18 protein-coding genes and 1 other RNA gene are annotated in these 20,732 nt (G+C 49.3%); 8 read left to right on the top strand and 11 right to left on the bottom strand.

Going from position 1 to position 20,732, the window contains the following annotated elements; genetic code table 11:
• Positions 1 to 123 precede the first annotated feature (123 nt).
• The 4 genes from pflB (at position 124) to KTH89_RS18095 (ending at position 3,860) form a co-directional block, all read left to right on the top strand.
• Positions 124 to 2,253 carry a formate C-acetyltransferase gene (pflB, locus tag KTH89_RS18110; protein WP_238722618.1) on the top strand — a complete coding sequence of 710 codons (2,130 nt, stop codon included), beginning with the start codon at positions 124 to 126 and terminating at the stop codon, positions 2,251 to 2,253.
• A gap of 62 nt (positions 2,254 to 2,315) precedes the next feature.
• Positions 2,316 to 2,564 (top strand): autonomous glycyl radical cofactor GrcA3, encoded by a 249-nt coding sequence (gene grcA3, locus KTH89_RS18105; RefSeq protein WP_267287873.1) that lies wholly within the window; start codon positions 2,316 to 2,318, stop codon positions 2,562 to 2,564.
• Between the two features lie 26 nt (positions 2,565 to 2,590).
• Positions 2,591 to 3,343 (top strand): pyruvate formate-lyase-activating protein, encoded by a 753-nt coding sequence (gene pflA / locus KTH89_RS18100; protein ID WP_238722616.1) that lies wholly within the window; start codon positions 2,591 to 2,593, stop codon positions 3,341 to 3,343.
• Between the two features lie 346 nt (positions 3,344 to 3,689).
• Complete coding sequence (locus tag KTH89_RS18095) at positions 3,690 to 3,860, top strand: DUF362 domain-containing protein (RefSeq protein WP_158346569.1); 171 nt, start codon at positions 3,690 to 3,692, stop codon at positions 3,858 to 3,860.
• Positions 3,861 to 3,987: 127 nt separating this feature from the next.
• Here KTH89_RS18095 and KTH89_RS18090 read toward each other — a convergent pair whose 3' ends face one another.
• Positions 3,988 to 5,994, bottom strand: coding sequence for a right-handed parallel beta-helix repeat-containing protein (locus tag KTH89_RS18090; protein WP_238722615.1), 2,007 nt, complete (start codon positions 5,992 to 5,994; stop codon positions 3,988 to 3,990).
• 242 nt (positions 5,995 to 6,236) lie between these two features.
• Here KTH89_RS18090 and KTH89_RS18085 point away from each other — a divergent pair, with 242 nt between their 5' ends.
• Both KTH89_RS18085 and KTH89_RS18080 read left to right on the top strand, forming a co-directional pair.
• Positions 6,237 to 6,905 carry a response regulator transcription factor gene (locus tag KTH89_RS18085; protein WP_238722614.1) on the top strand — a complete coding sequence of 223 codons (669 nt, stop codon included), beginning with the start codon at positions 6,237 to 6,239 and terminating at the stop codon, positions 6,903 to 6,905.
• Between the two features lie 3 nt (positions 6,906 to 6,908).
• Positions 6,909 to 8,864 (top strand): sensor histidine kinase, encoded by a 1,956-nt coding sequence (locus KTH89_RS18080; RefSeq protein ID WP_238722613.1) that lies wholly within the window; start codon positions 6,909 to 6,911, stop codon positions 8,862 to 8,864.
• 19 nt (positions 8,865 to 8,883) lie between these two features.
• Here the strand turns inward: KTH89_RS18080 and KTH89_RS18075 are convergent, their stop codons facing one another.
• From KTH89_RS18075 to KTH89_RS18060, 4 genes are all read right to left on the bottom strand, one after another.
• A complete protein-coding gene (locus tag KTH89_RS18075) occupies positions 8,884 to 9,597 on the bottom strand; it encodes a LytR/AlgR family response regulator transcription factor (protein WP_238722612.1) in 714 nt (237 codons plus the stop codon).
• A gap of 180 nt (positions 9,598 to 9,777) precedes the next feature.
• Positions 9,778 to 10,530 carry a helix-turn-helix domain-containing protein gene (locus KTH89_RS18070; protein ID WP_238722610.1) on the bottom strand — a complete coding sequence of 251 codons (753 nt, stop codon included), beginning with the start codon at positions 10,528 to 10,530 and terminating at the stop codon, positions 9,778 to 9,780.
• A 781-nt stretch (positions 10,531 to 11,311) separates the two neighbouring features.
• Positions 11,312 to 12,886 (bottom strand): DUF3794 and LysM peptidoglycan-binding domain-containing protein, encoded by a 1,575-nt coding sequence (locus KTH89_RS18065; RefSeq protein ID WP_158346590.1) that lies wholly within the window; start codon positions 12,884 to 12,886, stop codon positions 11,312 to 11,314.
• Between the two features lie 61 nt (positions 12,887 to 12,947).
• Positions 12,948 to 13,415 (bottom strand): protease complex subunit PrcB family protein, encoded by a 468-nt coding sequence (locus KTH89_RS18060; RefSeq protein WP_238722608.1) that lies wholly within the window; start codon positions 13,413 to 13,415, stop codon positions 12,948 to 12,950.
• Between the two features lie 132 nt (positions 13,416 to 13,547).
• Between KTH89_RS18060 and KTH89_RS18055 the strand changes: the two genes are divergently transcribed.
• Entirely contained in the window at positions 13,548 to 14,282 is a 735-nt protein-coding gene (locus KTH89_RS18055; RefSeq protein ID WP_158346591.1) for a lysophospholipid acyltransferase family protein, read from the top strand.
• A 74-nt stretch (positions 14,283 to 14,356) separates the two neighbouring features.
• On the opposite strand, the gene ffs is transcribed toward KTH89_RS18055, so the two are convergent.
• From ffs to KTH89_RS18030, 5 genes are all read right to left on the bottom strand, one after another.
• Positions 14,357 to 14,618, bottom strand: an RNA gene (gene ffs / locus KTH89_RS18050) — signal recognition particle sRNA large type.
• 126 nt (positions 14,619 to 14,744) lie between these two features.
• Complete coding sequence (locus KTH89_RS18045) at positions 14,745 to 15,887, bottom strand: DHHW family protein (protein WP_238722606.1); 1,143 nt, start codon at positions 15,885 to 15,887, stop codon at positions 14,745 to 14,747.
• Positions 15,888 to 15,906: 19 nt separating this feature from the next.
• A complete protein-coding gene (locus tag KTH89_RS18040) occupies positions 15,907 to 17,313 on the bottom strand; it encodes an MBOAT family O-acyltransferase (protein ID WP_238722605.1) in 1,407 nt (468 codons plus the stop codon).
• A 10-nt stretch (positions 17,314 to 17,323) separates the two neighbouring features.
• On the bottom strand, positions 17,324 to 17,821 hold the full coding sequence (locus tag KTH89_RS18035; protein ID WP_158346597.1) for a DUF4358 domain-containing protein: 498 nt from the start codon (positions 17,819 to 17,821) through the stop codon (positions 17,324 to 17,326).
• 3 nt (positions 17,822 to 17,824) lie between these two features.
• On the bottom strand, positions 17,825 to 18,610 hold the full coding sequence (locus KTH89_RS18030; protein ID WP_238722604.1) for a GDSL-type esterase/lipase family protein: 786 nt from the start codon (positions 18,608 to 18,610) through the stop codon (positions 17,825 to 17,827).
• Positions 18,611 to 18,781: 171 nt separating this feature from the next.
• On the opposite strand from KTH89_RS18030, the gene KTH89_RS18025 reads away from it, so the two are divergent.
• The gene (locus KTH89_RS18025) at positions 18,782 to 19,594 is read left to right on the top strand and encodes an alpha/beta fold hydrolase (RefSeq protein ID WP_238722603.1); all 813 of its coding nucleotides are present in this window, start codon (positions 18,782 to 18,784) and stop codon (positions 19,592 to 19,594) included.
• 106 nt (positions 19,595 to 19,700) lie between these two features.
• Here KTH89_RS18025 and KTH89_RS18020 read toward each other — a convergent pair whose 3' ends face one another.
• A complete protein-coding gene (locus tag KTH89_RS18020; protein WP_238722602.1) occupies positions 19,701 to 20,369 on the bottom strand; it encodes a CPBP family intramembrane glutamic endopeptidase in 669 nt (222 codons plus the stop codon).
• Positions 20,370 to 20,732: the final 363 nt, after the last annotated feature.

The following is a 20,732-nucleotide window of genomic DNA, read 5'->3' as shown; positions in this document are numbered from 1 at the left end:
TCACTTATAATGTGGGCACAATAAGATTTATACTATTGGTTTTTCGTTACCAGATTAACACTCATCTGATTTTGCCGGAAGGTTCATTTCCGCTGAAATCATAAGGAACAGGAGGACAAATATATGAGTCATCAATTAGAAGCCCAGTGGCATGGTTTTCATCCCGGAGCATGGATCCGCGAGGTGGATGTCAGGGACTTTATTTTAAAAAATTATACTCCCTATGAAGGGGATGAGGAATTCCTGGCCGGGCCTACGGATGCAACCAAGGCGCTGTGGGATCAGGTGATGGAATTAAGTAAACAGGAACGGGAAGCCGGAGGAGTACTGGATATGGATACCAGGATCATATCCACCATCACCTCCCACGGCCCCGGATACCTGAATAAGGACAGCGAGAAGATCGTCGGTTTTCAGACGGACAAACCATTTAAGCGTTCCCTGCAGCCTTACGGGGGCATCCGTATGGCTCAGAAGGCCTGCAAGGACAACGGTTATGAAGTGGACCCTGAGATCGTGGACTTCTTTGCCACACACCGGAAGACACACAACGCAGGCGTGTTTGACGCCTATACCCCGGAGATGCGCGCCGCCAGATCGAATCACATCATTACCGGCCTGCCGGACGCTTACGGACGGGGACGGATCATCGGCGATTACCGCCGGGTAGCCCTCTATGGCGTAGACAAGCTGATTCAGGATAAGGAAGCCCAGAAGGACAGCACCCGTACCATCATGTATTCGGATGTTATCCGGGAACGGGAAGAGCTCTCGGAACAGATCCGGGCGCTGCAGGATCTGAAGAAACTGGGTCAGATCTACGGCCTTGATATCTCCAAACCTGCCGCAAATGTTCAGGAAGCGATCCAGTGGCTGTATTTTGGTTATCTGGCCGCTGTCAAAGAGCAGAACGGAGCCGCTATGAGTCTTGGCCGCACCTCTACGTTCCTGGACATCTATGCCCACAGGGACCTGGAGAACGGTACGTTTACGGAAGAGCAAATTCAGGAATTCGTAGATCATTTTATTATGAAGCTGCGGCTGGTGAAGTTCGCCAGAACCCCTGAGTATAATTCTCTGTTTTCCGGAGACCCGACCTGGGTCACGGAGTCCATCGCCGGGGTCGGAATCGACGGCCGCCACATGGTAACCAAAATGTCATACCGCTACCTGCATACGTTGGATAACCTGGGCACCGCTCCGGAACCGAACCTGACCGTTCTGTGGTCTACGAAGCTTCCCCAGACGTTCAAGCGCTACTGCGCGAAGATGTCGATCAAGTCCTCTTCGATTCAGTATGAAAACGATGACCTGATGCGGGTTACCCACGGTGACGATTACGCCATCGCCTGCTGCGTGTCTTCCATGCGCGTCGGTAAGGAAATGCAGTTCTTCGGGGCCAGAGCGAACCTGGCCAAATGCCTGCTCTACGCCATCAACGGCGGTGTGGATGAGATTTCCAAAAAGCAGGTGGGGCCGAAATTCAGGCCCATCACCTCGGAATATCTGGACTATGACGAAGTGATGGAGCGCTATTACGATATGATGAAGTGGCTGGCCCGGCTGTATGTGAACACCTTGAATGTCATCCACTATATGCACGATAAATACTGCTATGAAAAAATCCAGATGGCGTTACACGATAAGTACGTGAAACGGTATTTTGCCACCGGGATCGCCGGACTCTCCGTCGTAGCCGACTCTCTGTCCGCGATCAAATACGCGAAGGTAAAAGCCATCCGGGATGAGAACGGGGTCGTGGTGGACTACGAAGTGGAAGGCGATTTCCCCAAATACGGCAACAACGATGACCGGGTAGATGAAATCGCCAGAGATATCGTCCACACCTTTATGCAGATGATCCGCGGAAATCACACCTACCGCGGCGGGGTTCCCACCATGTCCATCCTGACGATCACCTCCAATGTGGTCTACGGAAAGAATACCGGTTCTACACCGGACGGGCGGGTACAGGGCCAGCCGTTCGCTCCCGGGGCGAATCCCATGCACGGCCGGGATTCCCACGGCGCGATCTCTTCCCTGGCCTCCGTGGCCAAACTGCCGTTCAAAGACGCGCAGGACGGTATCTCGAATACCTTCTCCATCATTCCGGGGGCTCTCGGCAAAGATGACCTGATCATCTCCGGCGATCTCTCCATCGACCTGGAATCCGGCTGTGACTGCGGTCCCGATATGTCCTGCGGCATTCCGAACCTGATGGAAGGCATCGACGACAACGAAGCCGGTAACTGACCACCGGCGGACCATTCCTATGCAACTATAAATGTTAAAATAGAATTAAACAGGAGGAAACTATTATGACTAACCCAAGCCAGGCACAAATCGACAATCTCGTAAATATGCTGGACGGCTATGTAGAACAGGGCGGCCATCACCTAAACGTGAATGTATTCTCGAAGGAAACCCTGCTGGACGCCCAGCAGCATCCTGAAAAATATCCGCAGCTGACCATCCGTGTATCCGGCTACGCGGTCAATTTCACAAAGCTTACAAAGGAACAGCAGGACGACGTGATCTCCAGGACCTTCCATCAGGGCATGTAAATGATAACTGCACAGAGGCGATAACTATGACAGGTAAAATCCATTCGATCGAAAGCTTCGGCACCGTAGACGGTCCCGGAATCCGCATGGTCATTTTTTTCCAGGGATGCCCCATGCGCTGTCTGTATTGTCACAATCCGGACACCTGGAATCCGAACGGTGGCCGGGAAGTGACCGTGGATGAGATTTTAAAGGAATATGAAACGAACAAAGCATTTTACCGGAACGGAGGGCTCACCGCCACAGGCGGCGAGCCGCTGATTCAGATTGATTTTCTCACGGAGCTGTTCCGGGAAGCGCACGGGAGGGGAATCCATACCTGCCTGGATACCTCCGGCATTACCTTTCGCCGCGATTCCAAGGAGCTGATGGAAAAATTCGACCGGCTGACCCGCTATACCGATCTGGTTATGCTGGACATCAAGCATATCGACCCGGAAGCACATCGGGCGCTGACCGGACAGCCAAATGATCCGGCGCTTAACTTCGCCCGCTATCTGGGCGAGAGGGGGACCCCGCTTTGGATCCGACACGTGGTCGTTCCGGGAATAACGGATGATCCCCAGGCGTTAAAGCGGCTCGGCGCATTCATCGGCGCCCTTCCAACGCTTAAGGCTCTGGATGTACTTCCTTACCATTCCATGGGGGCCGCCAAGTATGACGCGCTGGGACTTGATTATCCGCTGAAAGGCCTGCAGGATATGCCTAAGGAGGAAGCGAAGGTCTTAAGGTCCTATATCCTTGAGGGTATCCGTTCTGTTCGAAACCAGAAGGAGTAACCGTTTTGGAATCCCAGGTTACTTCTTAGCCTTGGTTATTTCTTAGCCCAGGAAGCTTTTATCCGGTTTGTTCCGGTTAACCCAGGTTTAGCCTGGTTAATCTCGGCTTATCACGGTTTAGCCTGGTTAACCCCGGCTTAGGCACGGTTTAGCCCGGTTAACCCCGGTATGTCCCGGATTTGAGCCCTCAGTTTTCACCCGGATCTCTGTCCGTTCTCCCAATATTGTCCTAAATAAAATGCACATAATTTACTTGTATAATTGATATGAATGTATTAGAATAATTCTAAGCATATCGCGAGGATAAGCTAATTTAAGAAAAGTTTATAGAAGGAGGATACGCATTATGGCACATGTAATTAACGATAGCTGCATCAGCTGTGGAACCTGCGAGGGCGAATGTCCGGTTGGTGCTATCAGCGAAGGAGATGGCAAATTCGTTATTGATGCAGATAGCTGCATTGATTGCGGTGCTTGTGAAGGCGCTTGCCCGACCGGCGCTATCTCAGCTGAATAATATCGAATCACCAAAGAGTCTGTTGTAACCCGTCACGCATTGGGGTGCAGCAGTCTCTTTTTATTTCACCGAATGTCTTTCTATATTAAAATCCCGGAATGAAAAGTCCGGACGCTTTAAGTCCCCCCTATTTCTGATCTGTGGGAACGTCCGGCCTTTTTCTCATTAATTTTAACCCCAGGTAAATAAGCCCCGTCCCGATCAACAGGCAGCACAGGATTACCGCAGCCGCTTTCCACGGGGAGATCCCCGGCCGGGTCTGATCTGTTTCACCGCCCGTCTGGCCGGACGGTTCCGCTGCTTCCCCTGTTTCCCCTGTTTCCTCCCCCTCCGGTGGGAACGATTCCTGAACACCGCTCTGTCCGCTGGAAGTTCTGAGCTTCTTCTGGACGCTGACGGCTGCTTTGTTTGCTGTGGTTTCCGTTGCCTGATCCGCCTGTTCTTCCTGGTTGTGGTTCGTGCTGCTTTTCTGTTCGCTTTCTGCATCCTGGTTCTGCGGCGGGGTATTCTCCTGGTCTGCGGGCGCGGATGGCTCCGGCGTCACCTGGCCGCTGCCCGGAGTATCCGGTTTATCCGGGACATCCGGTGCATCCGGATTTCCCAAGATATCCTCAGGCTTGCCGCCTTCTCCGTCCCCTTTGCCCGGATCCCGGTCCGGGGGATTGACTCCGGCGCCGCCTCTGTCCCCTTCACTTGAACCGGACCAGACCGGAGGGATCGTCTGCGTGCTGGTAAGATCGAGAAGCCACAGATCTCCCAGCTCCTCATAACTGCTCCCTGGCCCGGTCAGGAATCTGACATAAAGCTCATTCTGCTCACAGGGGATTTCCATATAGAAACTGAATAGACCGAGTTCCGTAGGCACGCTTCCTTTCAGCAGATCGCTGTCCGAATGGGAGAGGCGGTACAGGCTCCAGTTCTCCTTATCTTGGCTATATTCCATCTCAAGCGAGCTGGCTCCATAGGGATAGGGCGTCAGGAAAAGTATCCCGTACGTTCCATCTTCTTTGTCATCCACCTGGTATGATACCGGAAACATACCTTTTTCCTCATTTTTGCTTATCACTGCCATCCGGGGTGTGACGTTTTCAGGATTGAGCACTGTATATGGAAGGTCCGGCGGAAAATAGACGCCGGTAATCTGTGTTACGCCAAAGGCATCCGTATCCGCCCGGGAGGCTTCCCATTGGACCGGCAGTTCCACTTCTATGCGTTCCTTCGTTCCCTTCCGCTCTAGCAGTGTCAGGACCGTATCAGGCAGCATTTCCTGCGTAAGCTCTGTTCCCGCCTGTACGGTCAATGGCTTTGGAATGGTGTTATTTATCATCTGATAGACAGTCACAGCTCCTTCAACCGGAGGCGTCAGGCTGCAGTTTATAATCGTCATCTGATCCATCTGGCTGTATACGCTGACCGCACGCCCGCTCTCGCCGGCGGCAGCTTCTATGATACAGTTACTAGCCGAGACTGCTCCGCTTCCATAGATTCCATAGGCATCACCAGTGCTGGAGACGGCGATATCACAGTCCGCAAGGGAAATGTCCCCCATGAAACTATATACCCCTCGGATCTGTCCGGTTCCTGAACTGCGGATGTATAAACCGGATAATTCAGCGCTCCCTCCCCCCGAGTAGTACACTCCGGTACAGCTTTCACCTGTTGCCTCTATGTGAAAATCCCCTCTTTGGGGATCTGTCCGTATTTCTCCCGATAACAGTATTCCCGTCCCATCGGCAGCTGAGATTTTGCCGTTATATAATGATACGGCTTGACCGCTGTTCACTACCAGGGCGATACCGCCGGTCTCTGTGATCAGCAGATTCTCATTATCCAATACGACCGGACTGGCTGCGACGACGGCATAAGGACCGCATTCGATTTGGATATGACCGGAGCCGTCCAATATGATTGGCTGCTCTTCGGTTCCCAGCGTCAGCCACAGATCCCCTGACAGCACATACCGGGCGTCCTCGTTTTTATGCTCCTCATACCATCTCAGAAACTCTTTTTCATCTTCTTTCACAGGCGGCCATACCGCTGCAAAGCAGTCCATTGTGCGGAACAATAAGACCGCCAAAAGAATAACAATGCCTGCCCATATATGTACTTTTCCGCTCTGCGCTTTATCCCTCATCCGTATCGCCCTTCCCATTATTATGCCGTCTACTTTTTCATACTATAGGTACAACCTGTTACAGTCAATTTGTTTTTTTACATTCTTACATAATTTGTATGGAATTTACAATAATTAACAACAAATAACAACAGATAATTTTTTAGATTGCAGTTTTATTCGGTTATCATTAAAATTAATTTTACTGAATATCTGGACAATTACACCGGTACTGTTTACACTATAAAATAAGGCGGGAAACTATGGAACGGTTATTATTTGTGGATGACGATGCGGATCTGCTGGATATGAATAAGATCTATTTTGAGAAAATCGGTTATTTGGTGGATATCGCATTGGGCGCTGAAGAAGCGCTCCTTCTCCTGTCCGAATATCAATTTAAATGTATTGTACTGGATATCCGAATGGATGATGTGAACGGGCTGGACCTATGCAGGCTGATACGCCAGAAGTACCGGGCGCCCATTATTTTTCTGACCAGCCTGACGGAAGAGGAGATCATGATCGAAGGCTTTGAATGCGGCGGTGATGATTACCTGCTGAAGCCTTACCGCATGAAGGAACTGGAGATGAGGGTACGGGCCAGAATCCGGAATAACAGTCCTCTGTCCCAGACCCAGTCTCTGTCCGGCGGTCTGCAGCTCAATTCTGAGGAAAAGCAGGCATATATAGGCGGCAAGTCGCTCAACCTTACGGTGAACGAATATGAAATATTGCAGTTCCTCGCGCAGCACAAGGGCACTCCGTACCGCCAGGAGGCCATCTATCAGGCTTTGTGGGGAGAAGATTATTATAATACCCACAGCATTCAGATTCTGGTTATGCGGATACGAAGAAAAATCCAGGCGCTTTCCCCCGATAAAGAGTATATCAAAACCCAGTGGGGAAAGGGTTACATTTACACGGAGTAAGCTATGACAAAGGAAGCAGAACGCAATATACGGATTTCCATCCTGATCCTGGCCTTTTCCTTTTTATCGGCCGGGATTTTATTTTGGGTCACCTATCACTACGACAATAAATATACCTCGCAGAGCAAGCGGCTCTGTCCTTTAATCGATCAATGGGAATACTATCCCGATCACCTGTACGAACCGGATGATTTTAAGTCCGGCGCCGTATCTGATCCGGAAATGGTCTATATCGGCCAATTCGGGAATTTTTCACAGGACCGTAACGGCGGTTCCCCTTTTGGTACCGCCACCTACCGCAAGTGTCTGACACTGGCTCATGAGCCCCAGGGATGGCTTCTCGAACTACCCGAGGTTTTTTCGGCCTGCAGAATATTCATAAACGGGGAAAAAGTGCAGGAGATCGGCAATGTAGAACCGGCTCACTTTCAGTATGGGGTCCGCAATACCTTGTTAAGCCTGCCGGACGGCAGCGTGGAGCTGATTATTCAGACCTCGAATTTTTCCCATTACTATAGCGGCATGACCTATCCGCCTTTGCTTGGACGCAGCGATGACATATTGGGAAATCTGGCGGTCCGTTTTATTTTCTATGCGCTGTTATGCTTCTTCCCCCTGGGCGGCGCAGCCGCCTCCATCGCCGTCTGGGCCCACCGTCAGCAGGAGCCTCTCTATCTCACCTACGGTCTGCTCTGCCTTTTCTTTTCCATCCATACGCTTTATCCTTTTATCCACTGGAGCGGTATCGGTCTGGGTGAATTTGCCTATGTCGCAGAGGATTCCTCTTATTTCGCCATGCTCTCCTGTATGGTATTGCTGACTTATTGGCTTACCCGCAGGGTTCTGCCCCGGAGGCTGCATATGGTATTCTATCTGATGTCGGTCATACTGTGCATAATGCCCGCTGTTTCCATATACATACTGTTCCCGCTGTTTCCCAACGCCATCGCGTGGTATGGCACAGTGATCAGCCTGGCAAAACTGGTTATGTGTATTTACCTGATGTCTTCCGCCTTCTACGGCGCGTTAAAGAGAAGCTCTTCCGTCTGGCTTCTCTCAGGCAACGCGGTTTTCGGGTTCGGCATTCTTTTGGATTTTATCACCGGAGGACAGTTTGAGCCGATCCGCTTTGGCTGGCAGAATGAGTATTGCGGTTTTCTGATGGTCGTGCTCTTTACCGGTCTGATCATCCAATACAACCGGAAAATCATATCGGAAAATCAGCATCTGACCCAGCATCTGCAGGAAGAAGTCTCTTTGAAAACCGCATCCTTAACCAGTATGCTGAATGAGCGGAAGAAATTCCTGTCCGCCGTGGCTCACGATCTGAAAGGGCCCGCTGCCGTTATCCAGACCTATATTGATTTTATACGGGAGAGCGAAGTAGATATGGACGAGGAAATGGAGCGGTATCTGACGGTGATCGACAATAAGTCCGCACAGCTGCGGGATAATATTCAGACGCTCCAGGTCTTCAACGCCCAGGACCGGATATCGGAAACGCCTGAGTGTATCAGCTGCCTTTCATTTTTCAGGCTCTTCTACGAGGAAACCCGCTCATACACGGATGCCAACGGGATTTATTATGATCTGTCCCTTCCGGATCAGGATGCTGTTCTTTATTGTCAGCGCAACCGGCTTTTCCGGGTATTTGAAAACATCATCCTGAACGCTGTGGAGCACACGCCTTTGGGCGGTAAGCTTACCGTTGGCATCAGCTATTTTAAGGAAAGTGTGGAAGTGACGATCATGGATACCGGCGAAGGAATTTCCCCAGAACATATGGACCATATCTTTGAATATCAGTTCAGCACGAAGAATCATCAGGGAGTACGGGGGCTGGGGCTTTATTTTGTCAAAACATCGGTGGAAGAAATGGGCGGGTCCATAACAGCCGAATCCGATCCGGGCATATATACATGTTTTACCGTTACCCTGCCGCTTCATGTACAGGGATAGCAGGCGGCCGCTAGATCGTTTATTTTTGATTCATCAGATATTGATAGTAAATATCCCGGATCTGGCGTACCTGCCCTCTGCGGATCGGGATCGATATACCGGTGGCCAGAAGGAATTTTGTATTTACCTCCTTTACATGTTCCATGTTAATCAGAAAACTCTGCTGGCAGCGCAGGAACCTGGAATCTTTCAGGCTCTGTTCCACACGATTCAGCTTATCGTAGATCTGGTACACGGCGCCGTCCAGCTGATGGATCATCACAATACGGTTCTGGCTTTCCATATATAAAATATCATGGTATGGAATCCGGCGGCATTCCTTTTTCATCTTAATCTCGAAACTCTTATCCGCCTGCGGAAACTCCCTGCGGATCAGCCTGCACAGCAGCGCTTCGGCTTTTGACCGTTCCAAAGGCAGCAGCAGATAGCCGGATGCGTAGACTTCCTGGCTTTTCAACGCGAATTTCCTGCTGTCCGAAAAAAAGACCATACACTGGTCATCGTCCAGTGCCCGAAGCTTTTCGGCGGCCTGGACTTTTTCAGGCTTGTCGGCGTGAAAACCCAGAAAAATAATTTGAAATTCCTCTTTCTTATACTGTTCCAGAAGGTTATTCATTTCTTCAAATACACGGATTGCCGCTTGTATGTGATCCTTGCTCCATAAATCTGTCAGAAAATCATACATTTCCCTTCTGCTGTTTCCTTGCTCATCACAGATCGCTATTCTTAACATGATGTCACCTCTCTATACTCTGTCCTTCCATATAAAATAGATTCTGCGATGGCGGAGGCTTATACGAAATGTTGTTATTTGTTGTTAAAGTGCAGAAAGGGACATGTCCAAACCGATTTGGGACAGGTACATTCCGGAATGCACCTGTCCCAAATCGGTTTGGACATGTCCCCATTTACCTTAGATCAGTTCGCTGCGCAGCGCTCTTTTTTTGCGCTTGGCCATTTTCATGCGGTGCCGTCTCTGCTTTTTCTCCTCGGACTTGGCTGCAGCTACTTCCCGCCGGGATCTCTGCACGTTCCGGATAGACTCGTCCAATTTTTTGAATCGCTCCTCTTCCCGGTCTTCTTTCATGCGCAGCAGATAATCCATTTCTTTGATTACATTGTCGCTGACCTGGGTGCTGACTTCTTTTCCCAGCTCCTTGTTGTTTTCCCGCAGGACTTCGGTGATCATGCTGCCCAGGATCATACGGAACTGGTTCATCTTCTGGCCCTTGTCCATATTTTTTACCGGGGAAGACTGCTCGACCACCACAATCTCTTTTTCGATTGGTTCCGGTTCTTTTTTCACTTCCGCTTTTGGCGTGGAGGCGGCCACTTCTTTCATCGCCGTTTCTTTCAGCGTCTGCTCCATCACCTGCCGGTTCAGCTCCTCTTTCAGGATGATCAGGCTGTCCATATTTTTACCGCCGTTGGAGATTAATTCCGGTATCAGCATTTTAATCGCCTTCAGCTGGAACCCCTGATTTTTCAGTTCCTTTATATTCTTAAACAATTGAATGTCTTTATCCGTATAGTATCGATGTCCCATTTCATTTCTGGCGATGGTGATTTCCAGCTCTTCTTCCCAGTACCGAAGAACATGAGCTTCTACCGACACCTTCTTGGCCGCGTCAGAAATCATGTAGCGTGTACCTCGTTCATTACTCATACTTGTCCCTCCAGGATTGTAAAAATTTTACAATTTTTTCTCTTTCCAATTATAACATACCCGCTATTTGGCGCAATAAAATTCGCTCGACAGAATTCTCCCGGGAAGTGCGCTGAATTCGTCGTTTTTTCACAGGCGCCGAAGCGTCCCGGGAAGGCTCTTCCTCCTTAAGGAGCAGATTCCACCCGTTCCTTATCAACCGAAAACATCTGCGTTAAGCTGCTCAAAAATGCTCCAAAACGTTGTCCAAATGCCCAAATACCAACAGTTCCGACGCCGTTTCCACGGTTATCTGAATCTCCCCCGTAACCGTCCGGCATCTTCGGTTCCGGCAGCCCATATTTAAAGAACAAGGCCCTTCCAGCAAAATTCAGGGGGCCTGCCGCTTACTTCGAAGAAAGTAAAATTCCCCCGATTGCTGCGGTAACTGATGTTATAAGAAATAGCATCTTTTCGTAAAATGTTACGTTTATCCCCGCATATGGCAATGTAAACCTGCCCTCTGCGTCCGCGCAAGCCCTGACATCAGGTAAACCCGACATCAGGTAAAAGGCCAAAAAAAATTAACTGCTTCAAAACCGGCAGCACGCAATAGCAGTTCTTCTTAGTTTGTCTAAGGGGCTGTGAAAAAACTTTCTGAATTCAAGAGGGACTTACGTCTCCATGATGGTAAGACGGTAAGCCCCCCTCTGTAATCAGACCGTTTTTGCACAGCCCCTTTAGTATTTTCTTTTCCCGCATGAACTATGGTTTAACAGCCGCCGGTAGTTAAGCCGTCAGACTAAGCCGTCAGCATGGATTCCACCATTTTCACAATCAGCAGCTTATCCCCCGGTTTTATCTCATCGCTGGCCAGCTCATTGGCGGCCATGATCTTTTCCACCGTGGTATAGTATTGCTTCGCGATACTCCACAGACTGTCGCCGGGCTGCACACAGTAGCCCACGATTCCCGGCAGTTCCTGCAGCTTATTCATATCCAGCGGTTCCACTTCCACATCCACGATATTGTTTCTTTTCCGCTTGCGCAATACCAGCGTGTTCAGGTTAATCGTCAGTTTGACTTCGATTTCCTCGCTGTCGATCATGGTCGTGGATAACTGTTCTATATCCGTTCTCAGGTTATACACACAGTCCGGGTCAATTCCCGGCGCTTCTATCGTATGATGGAACGGGACCATCCCTTTCATGGAATTAAACGGCATGGTATCGTCCGAAGTCACATACAGCAGCTGTACCTCCACAGCGCCTTCGATCTCGATTCCATTTTCCACCACCTGGATGTCGTCGATCTTAACATCCCCCTCGCTGTGGCAGACCTGCAGGATTCTCGAATCGTTGCTTCCGATGCGGATACGCTCCGAAGCCCGGCACTTTGAGAAATTTTTGATCAGGAGGGTGTCAAAAACCGCCGGCTGTACGACCGGTTTTAACTCTTTGCTTGGCATGTAGACATCATCGAGAATACCCACCTGTTCTTCCTCGTAGAGCTTCATATCCAGCTCCAGCACCACGTCCACATTTAACAGCCGCTCTTCTCCGTCGTAATCCGGTTTTGGCTCCAGCTCAATATGAGGTACGGCCACCTCGATATCGCCGATCATCTCCGCGTTGCAGCCATAACACTCCAGTTCCCCGTGAAACGGAACGCTGGTTTCCAGCCACTGTACCTGATTCTCCTCGTCTTCACCCGTATAGAGCACGAACAGCAGTAATTCTCCCTTGATACTGACCAGATTCTCCGCCAGCCGCAGATCCAGTCCTCTTACCTGCACGCTGTTCCAGAGCATTTCGTAGATATTCGGCTTATTGGAGGGAAGCACTACTTCGTCTTTGATCCGATAGGTATCTTTTTTGCTGACCGCCAGCTGCAGAACATCCATTGTCTCATTCCGGAACGCAACCGTCTCGTCATCGTGTACCTCAACCGCGGTCTCCTCGTCATAGAGCTCTTCCAGCGCCATCATAAAGGTAACCAGCGTTTTTACGCTCAATTTCCTGGAATTGATCAGGTTGGTGCTTAAATCCTCCAGATCCCATTTCAGGCGGATATTATCCCCATCCGCAGCTCCCTCCAGGTTCATAACTTCCTCAAAGGGCAGTTTGCCATCCAGGCTATGTACCAGCTTATCCTCGGTATCACTCATATAGAGAATCCGGAATGTGAGATTCCCCTTGATACCGACGTGATCGGCCGTAGGCTTGACTTCGTCAATGTTCACCTCGCCTTTTTGCTGTATGATTTTCCCGATGTCGGGTTTACTGTCCGGTACATTATAATCGTCATCCAGGGTCAGCTGGCTGACGGCCTTATTTTTGAGTTTATTCATATGAATATTTTTCTTAATTAACTCCATAGCTATACCTCCGCGCGAGTATCCTTCTTTTTATTGTATTCCCGTCCACATCTATTTATGCTTACTGAAACACCACAGATTTGTCTAAAAATTCGGTCTTGATCACGATATACGGGTAGCTGGCCGCTTCCGTGATTTTCTCCTCCTTGGACGGGCCGATCAGGTTCGTATCGATATAAATGGCATTGCTGGTCAGAAACAGTTCCTTTACCGCGATGCTGTAACCTCCTGTATTCTGTTCCCCGTAGCCCACTACAATATACAAATAGCCGCCGTCCTCGTAGGTCAGCTTAAAATTCGCCGATTTTTTTTCTTCAATAATGGTCAGAAGCTCTTCCGGAACCTCCGCATTTTCCACAACGGTAAACTCCAGATCCTTAAGCTTGACCGGATCCGTATTTTCCACACTGCAACCGGTCAGAAGACAGGCCAGGGCCAGCAAAGCGCACGCAGAAGCAAGCAGCGACGCCCGAAGGCCTGCCCGCAGGGTATGTGTTACGGAATTCGGGAAATGGTATCGATTTTTCATAGCAGCAATCCTATCACCTTTTTAACCATTTTATTAAGTGACTGGAAAATTTATACACCATTTGCTTGTAATTTCCCAAGGGGTTTTCTATAATAAGACTGTATGTACTTTAGAAAAGAAGAGGTATGAGATATGTTCCGATTTATCTTGATCGTAATCACTGTGGTAGGCTTTCTGATCCTGTCGATTCCCATCCTGATCGCCGAATGGATTCTGGGAAAATTCAATCCCCGCGCCAGGGATATCAGCTCTCTGCGTATTGTACAGGGGGTATTCCGTTTTATTCTGCTGCTAACCGGACTTAAGCTGACCGTCATCGGGGAGGAAAATGTTCCGAAGGACCAGCCGGTTCTCTATATCCCCAACCACAACAGTTTCTTCGATATCCTGATCACTTACTCCAGATGCCCCCGGCTGACCGGATATGTGGCCAAGAAATCCATGGAAAAGATTCCGCTTCTGTCCAATTGGATGAAGCTTCTCTATTGCCTGTTCCTGGACCGCGACGACATCAAGGCCGGACTAAAAACCATATTAAAAGGCATCGATCAGATCAAGTCCGGAATCTCCATGTGCATTTTCCCGGAGGGAACCCGGAATAAGTCCGGGGAAAAACTGCTTCCCTTTAAGGAGGGCAGCATGAAGATGGCGGAAAAGACAGGCTGCCCCATCATACCCGTAACCCTGAATAACACGGCCAATATCTTCGAAAACCAATTCCCGAAGATCCGGCCTGTCCATGTGGTCCTGGAGTACGGCGCGCCCATTGACCTTAAGTCCCTGTCCAAAGAAGAACGCAAGCATGTGGGGGCTTATACAAGGGATATCATTCTGGCAACCTTTGAAAAAAACGAGGCTTTGGTGTAGGCTTCAAAAAAATAACAGGGCATCTGCAAACGCAGTGACCCTGTTTTTTAATCCATATAATTATTATTTTAAATCCGTGCATCCCGCTTTGAATTCCCATCATAGACGTTACCTTTACAGTTAACTCGGCCCAGGCACCCTCACGGCACACAGGAGGTTCTACTTAGTGCTGCTTCATTCCTGACCTGACACGGTTCATAGATTCCTGTTGCGTAAGACCCAGACGTCAACGCCACTTATAAAGGGCTGCTCCACAAGAAGGAACCCTGGGCGGGATATCACCCCTGCTGTAGCGGATTGCAGGTACAGGGCACCGCTAACTCCCCGGCTGCACGGAAACTTTATAACATGATTCAACCATTCTAAAACAGAATGGGAATTTTAGTATACCTTGTTTTGCCCGGTTTGTCAATCATTGCGTATTTGTTAATCAGGGCTGCTATTCAGGCGTTATTCAGGGAATTATTCAGGGCTCAGCACCGTCTCCAGGCTGCTGTCCTGGAAAAAGGTATTCGCATTATAAAGGAATAACAGATCCGTATAATTCCCGGTCTGCATCAGCTCCTCGATGTTGCCTGTATAGTACCTGGGGTCCAGCATGGTGATTTCCCCGAAATACGGCGCCAGAAACGGCGCAAAACAGTTGGCATAAGAATCCTTGATCAAAAGCAGCTTTCTGTTTGGGTCCGCCGTACTCTCTATCTGCACCAGCGGATGGTTTCCTCCAAAAAACACCTCATATTTATCTTTGATCTCCAGTTTGGATTCCTCATAAAAGGTAGCGGTCTTCTGCTTTTCCTCCACATAGGTCACCACGTAGTCCAGCGGTTCCTTGGGCAGGAACACACTGATCGTATCCCCGTTGTTCAGATAATATCCGCTTTTGGAGGCCAGAGAACCGATGAATTCATTGGTCACCGGGTAGCTGTCGTAAGCCACCGCGTCCGGGTCCAGAGACAGCACAGGCGCCAGCTGCCGGAAAGCGTCGTAGGCTCCCTGCGTCGTCCAGTGATGATCCGTCTTATAATACATCGGGTTCACCGAGTCCCGCTGCAGCGCCCCCTTCACATCCACGAAAGTAACCGCAGGCGACAGGGAATCTTTGACCTGGCCGATAAAGGCGTCCTGATCCTTCACCGGGGCATAAGGAGGCAGATAATCCCGCAGCACATTGGCCGCGTCGGGAACCAGCATCACCGCCGAACGTATCTGGGGATAGCGGGCCGCGAACTCGTTCATGGCGTTTATTTTATTTGCCAGGCTGTCCGGATCGGGAACCGCGATATCCTCCAGCAGATACTGCTGATCCCCGTAATAAACGCCGTTTGAATAGTTTTTGCCCACCAGGCGGTCAACGGTGGTCTTAACCTCCACCCAGAACGGCCGGAAGGCGAACTGATCCGTCGTGTACTTTTCATATTTTTTCGGATACCTGCCGTCCAGGAAACCGGCGGCCGTAAGCACCGGGCGTTCCGCCAGCATACGGTTTTCCGTTTCCGAATAAGTCTGATCCGGTATCAGCAGATTCACCACTGTGATGACCGTCAGTACCAGCAGGAAACTGATGAACAGTAATTTATAAAAACGTTGATTTTCTCGCTTCATAGATCGTCTTGCTCCAATGTCAGAATCTGAAATATAGGAATGGATTATAGGTTTCCGTTACGAGGAATGCGATACACAGTACAAAAATCAGGATATGAAGGGCCACCGCCGTCTTGGAGCGCCCTTTGCGCCCTTCAAACATCAGCCATTGGAACAGGCGGTGCACCGCCTTCGTGGAACAGACCGCCGCCAGCGCGAACAGCACCGCGTTGGTAAGCAGATAATAGATACCGGCGGTATCTGTAAGCGGCGCGCCGTTTTGGCCAAACATGACGGCCAGATACCGGCCGGCATAGCCAAGATCCGGGCTGGCAAACAATACCCAGCCGATCACCACAAAAAACATCGTGTACACATGGACAAAGACATCCGGAAGCTTATCGAACACTTTCCGCAGCACGAATTTTTCAATCAGCAGCAGAATACCGTAATACAACCCCCAGGCCACAAAATTCCAACTGGCTCCGTGCCAGAGGCCGGTCAGCAGCCAGACGATGAGAATATTGCGGACCGTGCGAAACGTCCCCTTCCGGTTACCTCCCAGAGGGATATAGACGTATTCCCGGAACCAGGTGCTAAGGGAGATATGCCACCTTCTCCAGAAATCCGTAATTCCTTTCGCCTCATACGGATGGTCAAAGTTCTCCTGGAATTCAAAGCCGAACATCTGTCCCAGGCCGATGGCCATATCCGAATATCCGCTGAAATCAAAATAAATCTGGAAGGTAAAAGCCAGAATTCCCACCCAGGCGCCCAGCACCGAAAGCTGCTCCAGCCCCAGATTGCTGATGCTCTGGTAGACGCTCCCGATGGTGTTGGCGATCAGGACCTTCTTGGCCAGTCCCTGCAGGAATCTGGAAATACCATAGCCGAACTTGCTGAAGCATTCCCTTCTCTCCTTCAGCTGATTTGCGATATCCTTGTATTTTACGATCGGTCCTGCGATCAGCTGGGGAAACATGGAGACATAAAGTCCGAAATCAACGATATTCTTCTGGGCGTCCACAACACCCCGGTATACGTCGATGATATAGGACATGGTCTGAAAGGTATAGAAAGAAATTCCGATCGGCAGCGCCAGACCCTCGACCGGGATATGAAGGCCGAAAATGCCGTTGACATTTTCCACAACAAACCCGTAATACTTGAAAAATCCCAGGATAAAAAGATTTACGGCCACCGCGAAGATCAGGTTTAACACCGCTGCTGCTTTTCGTCCCCGGCATCTCTGGATATCCAGGCCGCACACGTAGTTAAAACAGATGGAAAAAATCATCAGGAAAATATAGACCGGTTCTCCCCATGCGTAGAAGATGAGGCTTCCGGCCAGCAATACAAAATTCTTAAATTTTCTGGGGGAAATATAATAAACCAGCAGCATGGCCGGTAAAAAAGTAAAAATAAAAAAGACACTGCTGAATATCATTCCTGCTTCCTCATTCTTTCTTACTGTTGTCGCTGATCAGGCTGTCCAGAAACGCCTTCTTCATGGTCTCCGCGCCCGGAGAGATTGCAAAGAAGACATAGTTTCCCTTGACCAGAGTTTCCGCGTCTCCGATCTGTTTCATCTGCTCCAAGCCATAACCGTCAAAGTTCTGTTTCTGTGCCTCGATACGCTTCGTTATGGCCTGTTCCACAGCGTCCGCCTGACTGTCATTTTCGGTCTTTACAAGCAGGATCTCTTTTACATCCATACTATCGGCAGAGGTGTACAGAACAAACTCCTCATAGCTTCCCTTATCCAGCCCATAGAGTTTTTTAAGCGTCCTGGCGTCGGCCTCCTGCATAGCGCTTAAATCGGCCGCCTGTAAAATGTTCTGTTTCACTTCCCCTATCGGTTTGGCGCTATACGCATTATAGTGCAGCATGGCCGTTATGAAAAGGCCCAGGATCAGTACCAATCCGATTTTTATTATATTATAAAGATATTTCATAACTCAGATTCCCGCTTTCGATGCCATATTTTCAAGCCAGCTAGGGTAATAATGAGGCTTGGGATGAATTCCGTCCTCCTGATAAATATCCTCCTGCTGCATCAGCCCGCTGTTATCGATAAAGGGAAGCCCAAGGCGCGTACACATTTCCACCAGCGCCTCATTGTATGCGTCCACATTGCCGTACAGAGGTTTTTTATCAATTGCCTTTTGTTGAATCGGCAGGATACCGTTTATGTAAATCTTCGTATCCGGCAGGCTCTCCTGAAGAGTGCGGACCGCATTCTCATAGAGCTCTTCAAACTTCTGGGGATTGCCCCACAGATACTCCAGATCGTTCATCCCGTATGACATGAAGATGTTCTTCGGGTTCAGCTCCACCGCACGCTCCAGTTCCGGCTGGACATGGGCCAGGTTAATCCCGTTCTTCGCCACTACGCTGGTACTGTCCAGGAATTCATAATCCTCCAGCGCCTTGGTAATCGAATCGCCCATCACCACAGAGTTGGCAAACCGTGTTTTCATATCCGCCCGCGGCGCCGCCTCCGCCTGCGTTTCCGCCGTTTCCGGCTGCTGTGCGGATGCCGCCCTGCTATTCTGAATCGCATTTTCCACCGACGCCACATCCCGGGCCGCCAGCTCGTCTAATTTATGTATACCGGCCATGTCCGTATTCCCGGCCCGCAGTTCCTGTTGATATGATAGAATCATTAATCCAAACCATGCCACACAGACAAACACGACCAGGGTTGACATAATCCGTGTTATATTTGCCAATACCTGTTTCATAAGGTTATGCCCCTTTATTTGATAAAATACTACAACAAACTAATATAATCATAACATAATATATATTTCTTTTGGTTTAAATAATATTAAATTATAGTTACAATTACTGGAATTTACTCTAACCCAAAACACCGGCCTTTCATATATTAGAAATAAAAAGGAGTCTTCCTAATGTATTATATCACCACCAACGACCACGTGAAAATAGCCGTTTATGATCTGAATCCCCGTTCGGAAGAAGCGATTCTCCTGGTGCACGGCTGGCCCTTAAACGAAAAGATCTATGAATATCAAAAACAGATGCTGCTGTGCGCCGGTTACCGTGTGATCACCATGGACCTGCGGGGGTTCGGCAATTCGGATGCCCCTGCCGGCCCTTATGATTATAACCGGATGGCCGATGATATCTATACGGTCGTCTGCAAGTTAGGCCTCCGCTCGTTTATCCTTGCCGGTTTCTCCATGGGCGGCGCCATCGTCAGCCGCTATATGGGACGTTATCATGGGTATGGCGTGAAAAAGTTATGTCTGCTGGCGGCCGCTGCTCCCCGCTTTACCCAGACGGCGGATTTCCCTTATGGAGAAACCGTTTCGGAAGTGAATCGGCTGATCCGCCTGGCCGAAACCGACCGTCCCCAGCTCAGTGATAATTTCAGTCAGATGCTGCTGTATTCTCCACACAGCGAGTCCATTAAAAAGTGGTTTGCGGACCTGTCCCTGAGCGCCTCCGGGATCGCTACGGTTCAAACGGGATACGCCTTGCGGGACGAAGACCTGCGGGAGGATCTGCGGCAGATCAAAGTGCCGACGGGCATCTTCCACGGAACCCGGGATCAGATCGTCCCCTATTCTCTGGCTCTGCAGCAGAAGCAGCGGATCGCTGATTCCACCTTATTTACCTTTCACAAGAGCGGTCATGGTATATTCTATGATGAACTGGAATGCTTTAATCAAACTTTTTTAGCTTATTTAAAAGAGGGTTAACGGAATCAGGCCATGGCGCAGAATATTTTTATATTCTCCCTCATGGCCTGATTATATTATAAAGCCTGATTGTAACTAATTTGTAAATATGATCCGATCCGTTCCCCTATCCGATAAACAGGATGGAAGAAAAATCCGACCAGAAATGGATAACAGCGGCCGGCAAAATGGATTTGCTTTTTCTGAACAGATAGCCGAATACCAGTCCCAGTACAAAAACATAGACTGCCTGGGTCAGCATTGCGGACAGCGCCAGCGTACCGTCCAGATACCAGTGGATAAAGTAGGAAGGAAAATGCAAGAGGACAAAATACAGGGAAGCCCATATATTCGCCTTTTTTTCCTTCATACAGGCGGCAAACGCATTCATCCCCCAGCCCCGATAAACGATTTCTTCCACAAAACCCACAATCAAAAACTTGGGCAGCTCCTGCAAAATATTGAGATCCGGATTCAGCCAAAAGCCGCCGTGGTTTAGAATCATTCCCGCAATCGCATAAGCCGTTATTCCAAAAAAGAATCCCAGAAAAGATTTCCAGTGTATTTTATGGAGGAACAGTTCTTTGCTATTGACGGAGATCTGAGCCGAATAGCGGAAGATGAAGATAATAAATGGGACTGCCCAGACCAACCTGCTGAGATAGCCATAGATATAACCGCTCCAGCCATCCGGCATGTTTCCGAATAGCAAAGAAGAATAACCCCAGGCATCCGTAACGATGGCCCACAGAACTACAGACAGCAGCATTGACAGGTGAATTTTTTTAACTTTCATAATGACCTCCGGCGACGCGTTTACTGCTTATAGGTTCAGGTATGGACGGATGTCTTTTTATCCTGCCTTCCCGGTACGTCCCCTTTTTTGACGTTTTTCTATTAGTCTAGCCTCTATTCGTCCGGATGTCAATTTTATATGGGCTGTCTTAAGTATTTCTTCCGATTCTTAAGAACTCGTCAGATTTTGCTCACAATATTTTCTATTTTTCTTCACAAACTGTTGACAATTCATTCACACGTTTTTCACAGCTGTCCTGTATATTAATAATCAAACAAGGCAATAACCTTTTCATATAAAACTTCTTTTTCATAGAGCCGGTATCAGCTAGATACCGGCCCCTCCTTTTTTCAGGCGTGTTTT

The organism is Diplocloster agilis, from assembly GCF_019042275.1.
GTDB lineage: Bacteria > Bacillota > Clostridia > Lachnospirales > Lachnospiraceae > Diplocloster > Diplocloster agilis.
The sequence above is the reverse complement of the archived record's forward strand: the minus strand, read 5'-3'. Positions and strand labels throughout refer to the sequence as shown.

Bases quoted from the DNA above. Each gene is read 5' to 3' on its own strand.
- pflB (WP_238722618.1), top strand. From the start codon at position 124: ATGAGTCATCAATTAGAAGCCCAGTGGCATGGTTTTCATCCCGGAGCA.
- pflA (WP_238722616.1), top strand. From the start codon at position 2,591: ATGACAGGTAAAATCCATTCGATCGAAAGCTTCGGCACCGTAGACGGT.
- KTH89_RS18095 (WP_158346569.1), top strand. From the start codon at position 3,690: ATGGCACATGTAATTAACGATAGCTGCATCAGCTGTGGAACCTGCGAG.
- KTH89_RS18090 (WP_238722615.1), bottom strand. From the start codon at position 5,994: ATGAGGGATAAAGCGCAGAGCGGAAAAGTACATATATGGGCAGGCATT.
- KTH89_RS18085 (WP_238722614.1), top strand. From the start codon at position 6,237: ATGGAACGGTTATTATTTGTGGATGACGATGCGGATCTGCTGGATATG.
- KTH89_RS18080 (WP_238722613.1), top strand. From the start codon at position 6,909: ATGACAAAGGAAGCAGAACGCAATATACGGATTTCCATCCTGATCCTG.
- KTH89_RS18075 (WP_238722612.1), bottom strand. From the start codon at position 9,597: ATGTTAAGAATAGCGATCTGTGATGAGCAAGGAAACAGCAGAAGGGAA.
- KTH89_RS18070 (WP_238722610.1), bottom strand. From the start codon at position 10,530: ATGAGTAATGAACGAGGTACACGCTACATGATTTCTGACGCGGCCAAG.
- KTH89_RS18065 (WP_158346590.1), bottom strand. From the start codon at position 12,886: ATGGAGTTAATTAAGAAAAATATTCATATGAATAAACTCAAAAATAAG.
- KTH89_RS18060 (WP_238722608.1), bottom strand. From the start codon at position 13,415: ATGAAAAATCGATACCATTTCCCGAATTCCGTAACACATACCCTGCGG.
- KTH89_RS18055 (WP_158346591.1), top strand. From the start codon at position 13,548: ATGTTCCGATTTATCTTGATCGTAATCACTGTGGTAGGCTTTCTGATC.
- KTH89_RS18045 (WP_238722606.1), bottom strand. From the start codon at position 15,887: ATGAAGCGAGAAAATCAACGTTTTTATAAATTACTGTTCATCAGTTTC.
- KTH89_RS18040 (WP_238722605.1), bottom strand. From the start codon at position 17,313: ATGATATTCAGCAGTGTCTTTTTTATTTTTACTTTTTTACCGGCCATG.
- KTH89_RS18035 (WP_158346597.1), bottom strand. From the start codon at position 17,821: ATGAAATATCTTTATAATATAATAAAAATCGGATTGGTACTGATCCTG.
- KTH89_RS18030 (WP_238722604.1), bottom strand. From the start codon at position 18,610: ATGAAACAGGTATTGGCAAATATAACACGGATTATGTCAACCCTGGTC.
- KTH89_RS18025 (WP_238722603.1), top strand. From the start codon at position 18,782: ATGTATTATATCACCACCAACGACCACGTGAAAATAGCCGTTTATGAT.
- KTH89_RS18020 (WP_238722602.1), bottom strand. From the start codon at position 20,369: ATGAAAGTTAAAAAAATTCACCTGTCAATGCTGCTGTCTGTAGTTCTG.